Source organism: Cecembia lonarensis LW9, assembly GCF_000298295.1.
Classification (GTDB): domain Bacteria; phylum Bacteroidota; class Bacteroidia; order Cytophagales; family Cyclobacteriaceae; genus Cecembia; species Cecembia lonarensis.
Genome location: NZ_AMGM01000026.1, coordinates 18,007 through 32,697 on the forward strand (window position 1 = coordinate 18,007; position 14,691 = coordinate 32,697).

The 14,691-nt window shown below is 40.6% G+C and carries 11 protein-coding genes; 2 read left to right on the forward strand and 9 right to left on the reverse strand.

What is annotated here, in order from left to right:
* Nucleotides 1–21 precede the first annotated feature (21 nt).
* From B879_RS09705 to B879_RS09730, 6 genes are all read right to left on the reverse strand, one after another.
* Nucleotides 22–1,725 (reverse strand): sodium:solute symporter family protein, encoded by a 1,704-nt coding sequence (locus B879_RS09705; RefSeq protein WP_009184997.1) that lies wholly within the window; start codon nucleotides 1,723–1,725, stop codon nucleotides 22–24.
* A gap of 87 nt (nucleotides 1,726–1,812) precedes the next feature.
* On the reverse strand, nucleotides 1,813–4,275 hold the full coding sequence (locus B879_RS09710) for a PIG-L family deacetylase (protein WP_009184998.1): 2,463 nt from the start codon (nucleotides 4,273–4,275) through the stop codon (nucleotides 1,813–1,815).
* A 171-nt stretch (nucleotides 4,276–4,446) separates the two neighbouring features.
* Nucleotides 4,447–5,658 (reverse strand): tetratricopeptide repeat protein, encoded by a 1,212-nt coding sequence (locus tag B879_RS09715; protein ID WP_009184999.1) that lies wholly within the window; start codon nucleotides 5,656–5,658, stop codon nucleotides 4,447–4,449.
* Between the two features lie 41 nt (nucleotides 5,659–5,699).
* Nucleotides 5,700–8,183: a DNA gyrase subunit A gene (gene gyrA / locus B879_RS09720; protein ID WP_009185000.1), complete on the reverse strand. Its 2,484-nt coding sequence runs from the start codon at nucleotides 8,181–8,183 to the stop codon at nucleotides 5,700–5,702.
* A 94-nt stretch (nucleotides 8,184–8,277) separates the two neighbouring features.
* On the reverse strand, nucleotides 8,278–9,258 hold the full coding sequence (locus tag B879_RS09725; RefSeq protein ID WP_009185001.1) for a hypothetical protein: 981 nt from the start codon (nucleotides 9,256–9,258) through the stop codon (nucleotides 8,278–8,280).
* Nucleotides 9,259–9,355: 97 nt separating this feature from the next.
* Nucleotides 9,356–9,859, reverse strand: a complete 504-nt coding sequence (locus tag B879_RS09730) for a hypothetical protein (protein ID WP_009185002.1) — start codon at nucleotides 9,857–9,859, stop codon at nucleotides 9,356–9,358.
* Between the two features lie 401 nt (nucleotides 9,860–10,260).
* On the opposite strand from B879_RS09730, the gene B879_RS09735 reads away from it, so the two are divergent.
* Nucleotides 10,261–10,863 carry a DUF6992 family protein gene (locus B879_RS09735; protein WP_009185003.1) on the forward strand — a complete coding sequence of 201 codons (603 nt, stop codon included), beginning with the start codon at nucleotides 10,261–10,263 and terminating at the stop codon, nucleotides 10,861–10,863.
* A 76-nt stretch (nucleotides 10,864–10,939) separates the two neighbouring features.
* Here the strand turns inward: B879_RS09735 and rpe are convergent, their stop codons facing one another.
* The 3 genes from rpe to B879_RS09750 are packed head-to-tail and all read right to left on the reverse strand — an operon-like array spanning nucleotide 10,940 to nucleotide 13,964.
* Nucleotides 10,940–11,590 (reverse strand): ribulose-phosphate 3-epimerase, encoded by a 651-nt coding sequence (rpe, locus tag B879_RS09740; RefSeq protein ID WP_009185004.1) that lies wholly within the window; start codon nucleotides 11,588–11,590, stop codon nucleotides 10,940–10,942.
* Nucleotides 11,591–11,641: 51 nt separating this feature from the next.
* Nucleotides 11,642–13,291, reverse strand: coding sequence for a S8 family serine peptidase (locus B879_RS09745; RefSeq protein ID WP_009185005.1), 1,650 nt, complete (start codon nucleotides 13,289–13,291; stop codon nucleotides 11,642–11,644).
* The gene (locus B879_RS09750; protein ID WP_009185006.1) at nucleotides 13,278–13,964 is read right to left on the reverse strand and encodes a hypothetical protein; all 687 of its coding nucleotides are present in this window, start codon (nucleotides 13,962–13,964) and stop codon (nucleotides 13,278–13,280) included. Before B879_RS09750 ends, B879_RS09745 begins: the two co-directional genes overlap by 14 nt.
* An 84-nt stretch (nucleotides 13,965–14,048) precedes the next feature.
* Here B879_RS09750 and trpF point away from each other — a divergent pair, with 84 nt between their 5' ends.
* Nucleotides 14,049–14,675 carry a phosphoribosylanthranilate isomerase gene (trpF, locus tag B879_RS09755; protein ID WP_009185007.1) on the forward strand — a complete coding sequence of 209 codons (627 nt, stop codon included), beginning with the start codon at nucleotides 14,049–14,051 and terminating at the stop codon, nucleotides 14,673–14,675.
* The last annotated feature ends 16 nt before the right edge of the window (nucleotides 14,676–14,691 follow it).

A 14,691-nucleotide genomic window follows, 5' to 3' on the forward strand; every position in this document is an offset into this window, starting at 1 on the left:
GAGAAGCAATAAAGCGGATTTTTAATCCCTCCATGAGAATTGTATCAAAGCGGCAAAAACCATCACAGCAATACAACCAATGGCATTGTACCATAAAAAGCCGATATCAATAGGAATGCCGAGGATACTACCTCCATTATTGTAATGAATCAGTAAAATCAAAGCTTCTGCCAAAAATGCCGCAATGAATACCGCATTTCCTTTGACCCATTTCATGTAAAACCCTACCACAAAGATCCCTAAAATGGTACCATAAAAAAGGGAACCCAGTAAGTTGACCGCTTGAATCAGGTTTTCGAATAAAGTCGCATAAGTGGCAAATAGAATGGCAAAAATCCCCCAAAAAGCGGTAAACAGCTTGGAAGAAATCAAGTAATGGTACTGATCGGCCTTTTTCACAATGGAGCGTCTATACAAGTCAATGGTGGTGGTTGAACCCAAGGCATTAAGTTCGGAGGCAGTAGAGGACATGGCAGCACTGAAAATTACCGCAAACAACAATCCCACCACCCCAGTAGGTAAATAATCCATCACAAAACGCATGAAGACGTAATCTGTATCCCTGGTCTCTGCACCCGGATTGTTTTTGACAATCAGTTCTTTCACCTCTTTCCGCACCTGTTCCTGATAAGCCGCCTGAGCTTGAATTTGTGTTTTAGCAGTGGCAATAGCAGCCGCATCATCGGCTTCTACCGCCTGCAATAAATTACCCAACTGTTGGTTTTTCTCCTTAAATGCCTGCGTGAATTCCTCCTGAAGTAACAAATAATCTTCCCTGAAAGCAGATTGTTCCAACTGCTCCACCTGCACCTTATTGAAAACCACAGGTGGTTGGAAATACTGATAAAACACAAAAACCATCACCCCAATAAACAGGATGATAAACTGCATAGGTACCTTTAAAAGCCCATTCATCATCAAACCCATCCTGCTTTGCGTCAAGGAGCTTCCTGTAAGGTAGCGCTGAACCTGGGATTGGTCTGTCCCAAAATATGACATGAATAGGAAAACAGCAGCTGTCATCCCTGACCAGAAGTTATAACGGTCTCCTAGATCCAGCTCAAAATTCACAATATTGAGTTTTTCCATTTTCCCAGCCACGTGCAAAGCCTCGTTAAATTGGATAGGAAGCATTTGAATGACCAGAATTCCAGCCAAAATCATCCCTCCCATCATGATGCCCATTTGTTGCTTTTGGGTAATGCTAACCGCTTTGGTCCCACCAGATACGGTGTAAATGATCACCAAAATGCCAATAAAAATATTAGTAAAGGTCAAGTTCCAGCCCAGCAAAGTTGATAGAATAATGGAAGGAGCATAAATGGTAATGCCTGCTGCCAATCCTCTTTGAATCAAAAAAAGAAATGCTGCCAACGTCCTGGTTTTAAGGTCAAATCGATCTTCCAAGAATTCATAAGCTGTATATACCTTGAGTTTGTAATACATGGGAAGAAAGGTGACCGAAAGTATAATCATGGCCAAAGGAAGCCCGAAGTAAAACTGAATGAAGCGCATCCCATCTTCATAGGCTTGCCCAGGTGTGCTTAAGAAAGTAATTGCAGAAGCCTGAGTTGCCATGATGGAAAGTCCGATGGTCCACCAGTTCATATTCCCTGTTCCCCGGATATAGGAATCCATATCCCTTATACCGTAGGTTTTATATACTCCAAAACCCACAATAGTCAAAAGGGTCCCAAAAAGCACCAACCAATCTATAGTACTCATGAAAAACTGGTTTTAAGCCAATAGAACAAAAGGACCAAAATACCCAAAACAACCATCTGGGCGATATACCACTTTTTCCAATTGATGTTATCTTTCACGTCCTTGCTCGATAAGGTTGACAAAAATTTTAATTGCTCCCGGAACTCCTGCCGGCAATTGCCTGAACCAGGATATCCCTGAATAGGTATAAGTTCCTTTACCATATTTGGCATGCAATAAGGCCCCTGCTGTCGCTTCTTCACCCGGGTCTTGCATGATTAAGGGCGTAGTATACTGAGCATCCCAGTTGCTGGTGAAATAAAGCCCCCTTTCCTGTACCCATCCCTCAAAGTCTCTCAGTTCAATTTGATTGGGTGTGCTCAAAATCGAATGAGAAAAGTCAGCTTTAACCGGTGACTCTTCCACCGTCACCCTGTCTCTGGAAATGCTGAAAGGAAAAGGACCTAATTCTCTTGTCAAAAGCGGAGAAGAGGTGTTGTATTGCACGATCAGATTACCGCCATCTTTCACATATTCCATCAATTCTTCCACGTTGTTAGCAAGAGACTGGTTAACATTGAAAGCCCTGATCCCCACTATGATGGTGTGAAAATCCTGAAGCCTACTTTTCCTCAGATCAGCATCATCTAAAATAGATACCTGATAGCCCAAGCTTCTCAAAACACTTGGAACATCATCACCTGCACCTGGAATATAACCTACCTTAAGCCTGTTGGTCTCAATATCCATTTTGACCAGATTGAGACTGGTATTGGTAAAATAAGTCAAGTTTGGAATATGCTTATAAATAATCCTCTTTGTGTCCTGATGGAATTTTCTACCATCTTGAGTTTCAAAAACAACCATCACTTCAGTTTTTTCCCGGTCAGCATCTAAAAAACGAATACGGTAATCTATCCTGTTTCTCCGCTCGTCTACCTGCTCATCCAAAATCTCAAACTGATGTTTGCCTATTCCCTCAATACCAATCTCTCCTTCTAAAATACGGTCTCTGAAAGAGACTTGGACCCTAAGCACATCATCTGCACCCGGAATAATGAATAAGTTGGATTTATCTAAACTCAAATTTACTTCCGGCACCAAAGTAAAGGGCTGATTGATCTCCCCATCCACCTGATCATTGTATTTGTACTTTAAAGGCAAAGTCAAACTTAGCTCTTGACCATTTGTTTGCAGATAAACCGTGCCTGAAATGGTGGAACCATTGATGGGCGGACCTATTAAACTGGGGTCTTCAATGCCAAATAGACTGTTCTTTATCGGGTCAACCAACCAAAAGGGCTGGGAAACCGGAAAGTCCTTAGGAACATTTATTTCAAAGCTTTTACCTACAGGACGGTTATTTGCAGCCACCGCTTGAATTTCCTGATTAAACAATTTGCCTTTAAATGAAGTCAGCGTCAGTGGAAAACTACTTGGGTTGTTGAAAACCATTTCCACATTGATCCGCTCTCCCGGATAGCCGATTTCTTTCCGAATGATAAACTCAGATTTTATTCCCAAAACATCCAAAATCAGCTGATCCAAATGGGCTTTTTTATCTAAAAACCATTGGTCTTCTAGTTTTTCTTCTGATAGTAAGCGATGGATTTCCAGGAGCTGATGTATATTGTTTTCTGGCCGAACAAAATCAAAGTGCTGAAGCGCCTTTTCAATAGCTGCCTCCACTTCTTTGCCATTAGCCAACATTCCCCAACGGGAATCAATCCCTTCAAAAGGGCTCTTTTCAAAAGTACTCCCTTCAATCATCTCTATAAAGTCTATGCCCTGCCCTATCTGGGAAGTTGAACCAAATCCCTGGGATTTGTGCATGGTTCGGCTATCTGCTGCAATTTGGGAGTAGGTAGTCCCTAATAATGGGTTAAAGTCTCCTACCGGGAAATTGTGGTACAATTTCCCTTCCTTCGGTTCGTACTGCCCGCCCCAGCTATAAGCATTCCAAAATATCCTTTTGGCCTGCCAAGGTCGGGTATGTTGCAATTGCTCTGGAAAAATATTCGGATCTGCAGCCTTTGTAAAAGCTTCCACACTGAGCATGGCCGAAGAAGTATGATGCCCATGGGTGGTACCCGGAATGGTATTGAAGCGATTGATGATAATATCAGGTTGGAAATTCCTGACTATCCATATCACATCTGAAAGTAATTTTTCCCTGTCCCAATTGTTAAAGGTTTCATCAGGGTTTTTACTAAAGCCAAAATCCAGGGCCCTGCTGAAAAATTGCCTTCCTCCATCAGTTTCCCTAGCTTTCAAAAGTTCATGTGTCCTGATCAATCCCAATTCAATACCCAACTCTTTTCCTATAAGATTCTGGCCACCATCCCCTCTGGTCAAGGAAAGATAAGCAATATCGGCATGTTCCGCATTGGCCATATAAGCGATCAATCTGGTATTCTCATCATCCGGGTGAGCAGCTACATAAAGTATCCTTTTGGTCTCCTGAAACCTCAAAAGATCATGGTACAAAACAGAAGACGGGGAAGTCTGAGCAAATAGATAACATGAAAGGAAATAGCAAAAGCTAAAGAGCCACCATTTTGGGTTTTTCATAATTTGTCAATTTGGGGAAATCTACGGTAATGCAATAAGAATTAAAACTCATTTTTATATCAATGGGTTTTGTTTCATTTCAATTGACACCTAATATTTTATAATCTCCCTTTGCTATACAAAAAAAGCCGGACCATTTGGCCCGGCTTCTTTTTATTATCATAGTATTACTTAACGCTCCATCCAATCTGGGCCTAAAATGGCAATCAATTTCTGATTGTATTTTTCCGCCTCATCCGTATTTTTCAATCGGGTATGAATCTGGAAAAGAATCTCAAGGATTTCTGTATTATCAGGTCTGATTTCCGATGCTCTTGCAAAGTAAGGGACAGCATCTTTGTATAAGCCATCTGCTTCAGCACCCATTTCAGGGGCTCTCTTTTCCCACTCTTCATCGGAAAGATTGTTGACTTCTGCCAAAATAGCCCTTGCTCTATCTAAGTAGATCGCACCAGTGTAATAATTGCCTTCAAAGAAATCAGGATCAGCTTCCACGGCCTTTTTGTATTGTACCAAAGCACCTTCCAAGTCACCGGACTGTTCCAAAAGATAACCATATCTCAACAGCAATCCAGAGTTATTTGGATCATCCGCCAATGCATTTTTAACAGAAGCCATGGCTTCATCCATTCTGTTTAACTGGAGTAGCAACTGTACTTCAAACTCAGACAAGGTTTTGTCTTCTGGAAAATCTTCTCTTGCAGCTAAAGTGTACTTCAAAGCCTGCTCAGGATCTTGATCTTCTGAACTTGCAATCTGAATAAGGAAATAATAAGTGTTCAGCTTATTGTACTCCTCCACTTCCAATAATCTTTTGAAATGTTTTTTAGCAGCCTCCACATTACCTACTTCTTGATAAGCCAAATAACCCGCATTGAAATTGGCCGTTGTATCAGAAGGGTCAATATCAGACACCAAATTAAAGAACTCATAAGACATGAGGAAATCATCATCCTCATATGTCTGAATGGCTTTGTTAAAAGCAGCTATTTTTAGCGTCTCTCTTGAAAAAGGTCGTAAATTATCAGGCATACCAGGGATGTCTTCCTTTACGATTTCTTTCCCGATTTTGCTGGAAAGGTCTCCATCAACCATATCCAATGTCTTGTTGAAATATTCTAAAGCAGAGCGACCAATATTGACAGTTGAAGCAGCATAATCTTCATCCAACTCAAATCTTTTGGTTTGAATTTTGGCTTTAACCAAAGAAGTATTTGGATCATCTTTGGTCTCTGCATCTTGCAAGGCGCTTTCAATTTCTTCAAGTGCTACTTCAAGCTCACCTTTCTTGAAATTTCTTTCAGCAGACCTAACTACTTTTTTCTGGGCGAAAGCAAAAGTCGCTATACCGACCAATGCTATGGATAAGAACAACTTTTTCATTTGTTTATTATTTTGCTAATTGTTTGGGTACTGTTTAAGTTCTATTCTGTTTGTGAATCAGAGGATTCCTCCACTTCCTCGTCTTTTTCTATTTTCTCCACCGATGAAATGGCATCACCTTCATTCAATTTGATAAGACGGACACCTTGTGTAGCCCTGCCCATCACCCGAAGATCTGACACCGGAGTTCTAATGGTGATGCCTGACTTATTGATAATCATCAAATCGTCAGAATCTACCACCTCTTTGATGGCTACCAAATCACCTGTCTTTTCGGTAATATTCATGGCTTTTACGCCTTTTCCACCCCTGTTGGTAATTCTATATTCATCCAAAGGAGACCTTTTGCCGTAACCTTTTTCTGAAACAACCAATAAGCTGGCATCTTCTCTGGCTGCACATACCATGCCAACAACGCTATCATTAACATTACTTAACGTTATGGCCTTCACCCCTGTGGCAGTACGGCCCATTGGCCTTACTGTCGATTCATGGAAATGTATCGCCCTTCCAGACTTTGCTGCGATGATAATATGGGAATCACCATTGGTCATATCCACTCTCAGCAATTGGTCATCTTCTCTGATATTCAGGGCAATAATGCCATTAGACCTAGGTCTGGAGTATTGCTCAAGGGTAGTTTTTTTGATGATACCCTGACGGGTCACCATTACGAGATAATTGTTATTGATGTAATCTTCATCATTTAAATCTCCCACTTGAATGATTGACCTGATTTTGTCATCTGCTTCAATATTGATGAGATTTTGAATAGGCCTACCCTTTGAAGTCTTGGAGCCTTCTGGAATGGCATATGTTTTTAGCCAGAACAGTTTTCCGTGATCTGTAAAGATCAATAAATAATTGTGTGTAGACGCCGTAAAGAGGTATTCTGTCCAATCATCATCCTTAGTCGTAGCTCCTCTAGAGCCTACTCCACCCCTACTTTGTGTACGATACTCTGCCAAAAGTGTTCTTTTAACATATCCCTGATGGGAAACGGTAATTACCACCTCCTCATTTGGAATCATGTCTTCATAACTGAAGTCTTCTGCATTATGCTCAATAACCGTCCTACGGGAATCGTTGTAGCGATCTTTAATTTCGGCCAATTCATCCTTAATGATCTGCATCCTTCGTTCCTCACTGCTTAAAATATCCTTACAGTCTTCGATGAAAGCCATGATCTCCTTGTATTCTTCTTGGATCTTCTCACGCTCCATACCTGTCAAGCGCTGCAACCTCATGTCAAGGATTGCCCTAGCCTGAATCTCACTTAGGCCAAACCTTTCAATCAAGCCATTCCTAGCTGTTTCCGGATCCCTTGAACCACGGATTAAAGCAATGACCTCATCAAGGTTATCCAAAGCAATCAAGTAGCCTTCAAGAATATGTGCCCTTTTCTCTGCTTCTTTTAACTCATACTCGGTTCTCCTGACTACCACTTCATGTCTGTGATTGACATAGTGGAAGATCATATCTTTCAGGTTTAAGGTCTGTGGTCTTCCTTTAACCAAAGCCACATTATTCACTGAAAATGAGGTTTGTAGCTGAGTTTGTTTATATAAATTGTTGAGAACCACATTGGGAATGGCATCCCTTTTCAGTTCATATACAATCCGCATACCTTGACGGTCAGATTCATCTCTAATGGCTGAAATGCCCTCAATTTTTTTCTCAGTAATAAGCTGGGCCGTTTTTTCAATCATATTGGCCTTATTGACCAAATATGGTATTTCTGAGATGATAATGGATTCTTTACCACTATCCTTGGTTTCAATATCTGCCTTTCCTCTTAATATGATCCTTCCTCTACCAGTCTCAAAAGCGGCTTTCACACCGTTATACCCATAAATGATACCACCCGTGGGAAAATCCGGCGCAACAATATACTCCATCAATTCTGATATGGTAATGTCTCTATTGTCTATGAATGCGATAATGCCATCTACTACCTCCCCAAGGTTGTGGGGCGCCATATTGGTAGCCATACCTACTGCAATACCCGAAGCTCCATTTAATAATAAAGCGGGTATTTTAGCGGGAAGTACTACGGGTTCTTTTAGGGAATCATCAAAATTAAGCTGGAAATCAACGGTTTCCTTATTGATATCAATCAATAACTCCTCAGCAATCCGCTTCAACCTCGCTTCTGTGTATCGCATGGCTGCAGGGTTATCACCGTCAATGGAACCAAAGTTACCCTGACCATCCACCAAAGGATACCTTAATGACCAAGGCTGTGCCATACGCACCATGGTTTCATACACAGCCGAGTCACCATGCGGGTGGTATTTACCTAAAACCTCCCCTACTATTCTTGCAGATTTTTTAAATGGCTTATTGTGTAAAACTCCCAATTCCTGCATACCAAAAAGTATCCTCCTATGAACTGGTTTTAGTCCGTCCCGGACATCTGGAAGTGCTCTGGAAACAATTACTGACATCGAATAATCGATGTAAGCACCACGCATTTCATCCTCAATGTTAATAGGTATAATGTTCTCGTTTTCTCCTTGCGCCATATAGTTATTACATACTCAATAAGCTGGCAAGTTAATAAAAAGAAAACGCTTTTAAAACAGATTATTTGGTCTTCGGTAGCTTATTGAAGGCAAATCAATACCATTGCCCCACCTTTCTGTTTTGCAAATTAAAAATGGAACTGCCCCTATACTCTACACCATCGTGTAAATGCTTCATTACCACCCCACAACCTTGGACTTTACACCGTTTGGTACCGGGCAGATTAATTGAAAAGCCAACTTGGGCTACATATAAGATTTGTTTTAAATCCTGAAATTCAGACAAATTTTCTGTTTGAAATGCAAAATTTCTAAATTCTGCACCTGCTTTTACAAACATACGGGTATACTCTGAAAACTCACGTTCAATTCTTAAACCTACACTGTAGAATGCCTGATCATTGTTCAATAAATTTTCATCAAAAGACCTTCTGATTAAGATATTCCCAAATTCTCCTTCCAGGATAAACCGCCAAGGATATCCCTGTCTGATCCTTTGGTTTTTTTCAGATTGCATGTAAAAATTGGAAGATGCATACCTTTTGTACCGCCAATTGAGGAATTTGGCCCGCTTTCTGGCATCATATAAAACAAGTCCCACATTACCATAAACCCGATCAAAAACATAATTATTTTCCTGAAAAGTCCATTCATAATCGCCTGACTTCAGACTTGACATGCTTCCAAACTCCCTGCCATATCCTCCTCCTAATGTCAAGGTGTTAAACACATTGATTTTTACTCCCAAATTCAAGGGGAAAGCCATAGCCCCACCTCTAAACCTCAATGTATCTTCAGCTGTAAGCTCTTGTGGATTTTCTAGGTTTTGATATTGACTGATAGGATATTGGTTGGGAAATTCAGAGTTAAAGTTAATAAGTGGTGTATGATAAGCACCACCGCCTGAAAACTCAAAGCTAATATTGCTGATAAGATTGCGGGTAACATTGCCAAGGTCGCTTTGAGATTTCCTGTTTTTAGTTCTTGCTTTGGTGTCAATACCAAAAATATCCTCTTGTGCAAATGCAGTACTCCAGCAAGCAAAAATGATCAAAAATAAAATCGGTTTTTTCATATCACATTATAAACGATATCGAAATTAAAAATTATATAGATTAAAAAACAAAAAAGGCCTCAAATACTTGAGACCTTTCATTTTTACCAGTCAAATATTATTTCTCCTCACTTTCCGCTTCATCACCTTCCTCTTGGTTCTGTAACTCAGCTACCAAATTGTTGATTTGCTCTTTTACAGCTGGATCAGCATTCATTGCTCTTCTCACTTTATTATAAGTCGCAGCGCCTAACACCTCAGCATCCATGATCAAACCTGTCATGTACTCTTTCACCTCATCTCCTATAGCATCAATATACGCCTGGATCTCAGCAAATGCTTCTTTTTCTTCTTCAGTAGCTTCAATCTCTGCTAATTTTTCATCATTTCCCCAGGCTCCTTTGATTTCATTGTAGCGGGCACCACCACCAAGGGTTTCATTTTCTTTAATCATTTCTTCCATGGTAGTCTGCTTCTCCTTGATGAATGCCTGTACTTTGGCTTCCATAGCGGCATACTTTACCATCTCTTCCTCAGTTAATTCTTCGCTTTCGTCCTGGGCATAACTCTGTACGCTGATCATTCCCAACATCAGGAAGGCAAGTAAGAACAATTTTTTCATTGCAATAATTGGTTTAAATCTATAATTAGTTAAAGTTTAATTTCCAATAAATAACCAATACTTCAATTTCACAAGAAAAATGACAAAAAATACACCTTAAAACTTGTTAAAAGGCAATTTATCTAGAAAAGTGGCTAGATCAATTCACCCGACCCTAAATTTAATTTTATTATTTTAGGTTTAAAGCATAATCTTTTTTTAAATCATCCACTTGACTACTATACCCTATATTAAGTGGAGTCAATTTTGATTTTAGGAGCCGAATTGTCACCTTATTCTTAAAAGCTAAAGTTTAAGCCATATAAATTTCAACTCATTGATAAGCAAGCAAAAAACTGAAATTATAACGTATAAGAAACAGGTATCCTATTTTTAAAGTTACTAGTTTAAACTCCAAAAAAATGAAAAACCTTCTCCCAAAATCACCCCTTTTTTTACTTTTATTGATCCTGTGCACAAACGGCCTTTATGCCCAATCCAAAGAAGATTTAATTAGGAATTTCAATCAGACTCGAATTCAATACAATAAGCAGGGAATGGTCATTTTGGGCTCTTGGGCAATTGGCAACATAGTCTGGGGAGGTGTCATGGCCGGAAGAACGACCGGAGAAATTCAAGGGTTCCATCAAATGAATGCTTACTGGAACACTGTAAACTTGCTGATTGCAGGCGTTGGGTATTATTCAGCCTTGAAAGAAGAGCCCGGCACAGATTTTTGGGGAACCATTCAAAGCCAACAATCCATTGAAAAAATTCTATTAGTGAATGCTGCCTTGGATGTGGCTTACATGGCAGGAGGACTTTATATGCTGGAACGGGGAAGGAGAACCGACAACCCCAGGCTTAGTGGTTTTGGACAATCCGTGATTTTACAGGGTGCGTTTTTGATGAGTTTTGATCTGATCAAATTCATGGTCCATAACAAGCATGGCAAGAAATTACCCGGCCTTTTGGAAGGACTCAGCATGGGACCTGGAGGAATGGGATTCAGAATGACATTCTAATAAAAAATAGGCAAGAGCCTTTCAATTCCTTAATCCACATTTCAAGAAGCTTCCGGATTGATGCGCTCAGATAGCTTTACAACCCTTTTAAATTTTTAATGGTATGGATAGGATCCGGGGAAGTGAACACAAAGCTTCCGGCTACCAATACATCCGCACCTGCTTCCATGAGTAGCGGAGCATTGGTCTGATTGACGCCTCCATCAATTTCAATCATGGTGGATAGCCCTCTTTCATTCACCATTTGTCTTAACTTCCTTATTTTATCGTAGGTCCCTTGAATGAACTTCTGACCTCCAAACCCAGGGTTCACAGACATCAGACATACCAAATCCAAATCGTCTAAAATATTTTCTAATGCTGCTACAGGGGTATGAGGATTCAGGGCTACGCCAGCTTTCGCCCCTAGATCCTTGATATATTGAACCGTACGATGGAGGTGATTACAAGCTTCTATATGTACAGTGAGTACTTCTGCACCAGCCTTTCTAAACGCCGGAAGGTATCTGTCCGGATCCAAAATCATCAAATGCACATCCAAGAGCTTTGCTGCATGACGGTGAATGGCCTCTGTTACCGGCAATCCAAAAGAAATATTGGGAACAAACATCCCGTCCATGATATCAACATGTATATAATCTGCCGATGATGTGTTAAGCATTTCGACTTCTTTCTGAAGATTCGCAAAGTCTGCCGCTAAAATGGAAGGCGCTATTTTGACTGACATGAGGGTAGCTATTGAATTTGCATGCAAAAAAAAGAAAATAGATTTCGAAGCCTATCTTTTCATCAACTTTGTCCGCTTTATTTCTGATCCGGATTGCATTTCTACCAAATAAACTCCGGAGGGCAGCGATGGGATTAGGATTTCAAATGGCTCTTGGCTATTAATTCTATCCACCTGCACTTTTTGGAGAAGTTTACCTTGTAAATCCATCAGAGAAAAATCGCCTGATTTATGATTACCAAACTTTACGTTGAGTCGGGTACCTGCTATGGGGTTAGGATAAACCTTCCACTCACCCATTTCCTGAGGATGTTGAATATTCAATATTGGACCATAATAAGCCCTGACAAAATTGGGGATGCCATAGCCTAGAAAATTATCAGGCTGATTGGCCTGGGTGGCACTTTTTATAAGTAATTCGATCAACTGATCCTTATTGAGTTCCGGCTTGGCTTGCCATAATCCTGCAGCTAAAGCAGCAATTTGTGGCGCTGAAAAAGAAGTGCCACTGGCAGTGGATAAATTCCCTGAGTTACGCAAGAGCCAAACCTGCTGTCCAAAAGTCACCAGTTCAGGTTTGATCCGTCCATCCACTGTTGGACCTTGTGAACTGAAAGATGCCCTGGACATTCCCATATTGGTAGCGCCCACACTCAATATGCCTTTGGCATCAGCAGGGGCCGTAATACTTGACAGGCCTCTATTTCCATAATTTCCAGCACTGGTCACCACCATTATACCCTTTTGACCTGCAATTGTCGCTCCCCTACTGATCAAGGCTGTCTCCCCATCCATGTCTTCTAAGGAATAATCCATTTCGGGATCATCAAAATCCCAATAACCCAAGGAACTGTTGATGATATCCACGCCGAGACTATCGGCATACTCCGCAGCCTTGACCCAGTTGTATTCCTCTACCCGAAATTCCGTAGGCACTTCCTCCGTAATACACAATATATACTGTGCATCCGGTGCAGCAGCCTGCAATAGACCGGGGTCATTAGCGGCCATGAGCGAAAGCACATTGGTTCCATGCTGATTTTTGGAATATACATTATCATTCCATACATGGACAAAATCCTTGGTGCCAATGATCTGATTGTTGTCAAACAGGTGGGAAAAAGCGGCAATCCTATCTACACCAGGGAAACCTGCATCAAAAACCGCAATAGTCAGGCCTTTTCCTGTATATCCTGCCTCATGCATTTCCTGGACACCTAATAATGCATTCTGAAATTCAAATAGCGTTTCCTCTTTATTTAATTTATTCCTCAAATTGAACCTGAGCCCTGCCTTTTCATTTAATGGATTTCTTAATCTTCCTTCAGCAACAAAGCCCTGCGCCGCTAATACCACAGATTCTACAAAATCAAAACCTTGCAGTGCCAAAACAGCTTCCTGATTGGCTACCACGACTGAAGCATTCAACCAATGGCTGTGATAAAGTACTTCCTGCACCAGGGGTTGAATCATGGTTATGTATTGCTCAGATACAGGCAGATCCAAACTGTCCAAAGCTATACCATAGCGCATCCTTCTATCTATGGATGATTGGGACAAGAAGGTTTGGGGAGCTTCTAAACTGTGAAAAGTCTGTGGTTTGTATTTATAATGAACGGCATACCTGTCCTGCGCTTGGCCGCTAAAAGGCAAACAAAAAAGAAATACCCATACAAGAAGCTTCAATTTAAATCCTACCATAAGTTGATAGTTTGAGATGGGTCTTCCGTCCAGAATCTTTGATCATTTGCCCCAAACAATCATTCCGACTACAATAAGTAAAAACCTCATAATAATGCTCTATCATACCTACACCTCTGGCATAAATTTCATAGCGGTTGTCCCTAAAGGTAATTTCATCATCATCTTCCTCCTGAAGTACTTTTACAGACCTCTGGAAAAATTGCTCCCCAACGGTGGCATCACCCATAAATGCTATTTCAAAAATATCAGAGGGGAGATTATTATACACCATGGCATCCCAATTCCTGCCCACCTGAACAGGAAGCACAAGATTAACTATTTTCTGATTACTCAAGTTCCTGATCAATGCATTTCCCCTGAAATGAAGGGAATATCCCGAAAACTGTTCCCAGCTGCTCCTGTCCTGCGACCTTTCCCTCCTGACAACAAAAACCTCTTCTTCCTGCACATTAAAAAAACTGTATTCGATGACATCCCGGATAAAATATTCCTCTGTTTGACTGTCATTTTCGCCAAAAACAATGGTCTCCTCCACCTCATAAATCCAGAAAAGTCCGACTTCAAGTGGTTGATAATCCCTTCCAAAATCTGTCCTCGGGTTTTCTACCTCCCTACACGAAACAAATAAACAGATAAAAAGAAAAATACTGAATGATAATTGATAGCGCATAAGCATTGCCTTACTAAGGGCTAAAAATACGTTTTTAGATTGAAATCTTTTACCTTAGCGCTCACAAAATCAATAATCTTTACTATGGCGCTTAAAACTTTTGTCAAAATATCTTCAGTAAACAACCTCTCCGATGCCAGATATTGCTCAGGCATGCAGGTCAACCTGATGGGTTTCAGCCTGGAAGAAGAAAACAAAAATTTTACTTCAGCACAAAAATTCAAAGAGATCACAGATTGGCTTTCAGGAGTTGCTTTTGTCGCTGAATTTGAATTCTCCCATCCACAGAACATACTAGAAAAAATCAAATCCTATGAAGGAATTGATTATATACAAATTGAAGAGGAAATGCATCTCAAAATGCTGGTTAATTCAGGATATGGCATCATTTTGAAAGAAAAGATCCAAGATGTGGCGCAATTGGATGCCCTGATTGCCAAAGCCGACAGTTACAGTAATTTCAACGTCACTTTATTATTGACCTCGGACAACTTAAAAATCGACGAGGCAATAAAGGACAAAATCAAAACACTTGCAGAAAAATGTGAATTGCTGTTAGGCTTTGGTCTTGAATCCAGAAACGTTTTGGAATTGGTAGCGTACACCGGGGTCAAAGGAATCGCCATGGAAGGGGGTGATGAAATCAAACCTGGACTAAAGGATTTTGACGAACTGGCTGAGATTTTGGAAGCTTTGGAGATTGAAGATTAAACCGCAACCGGATAAA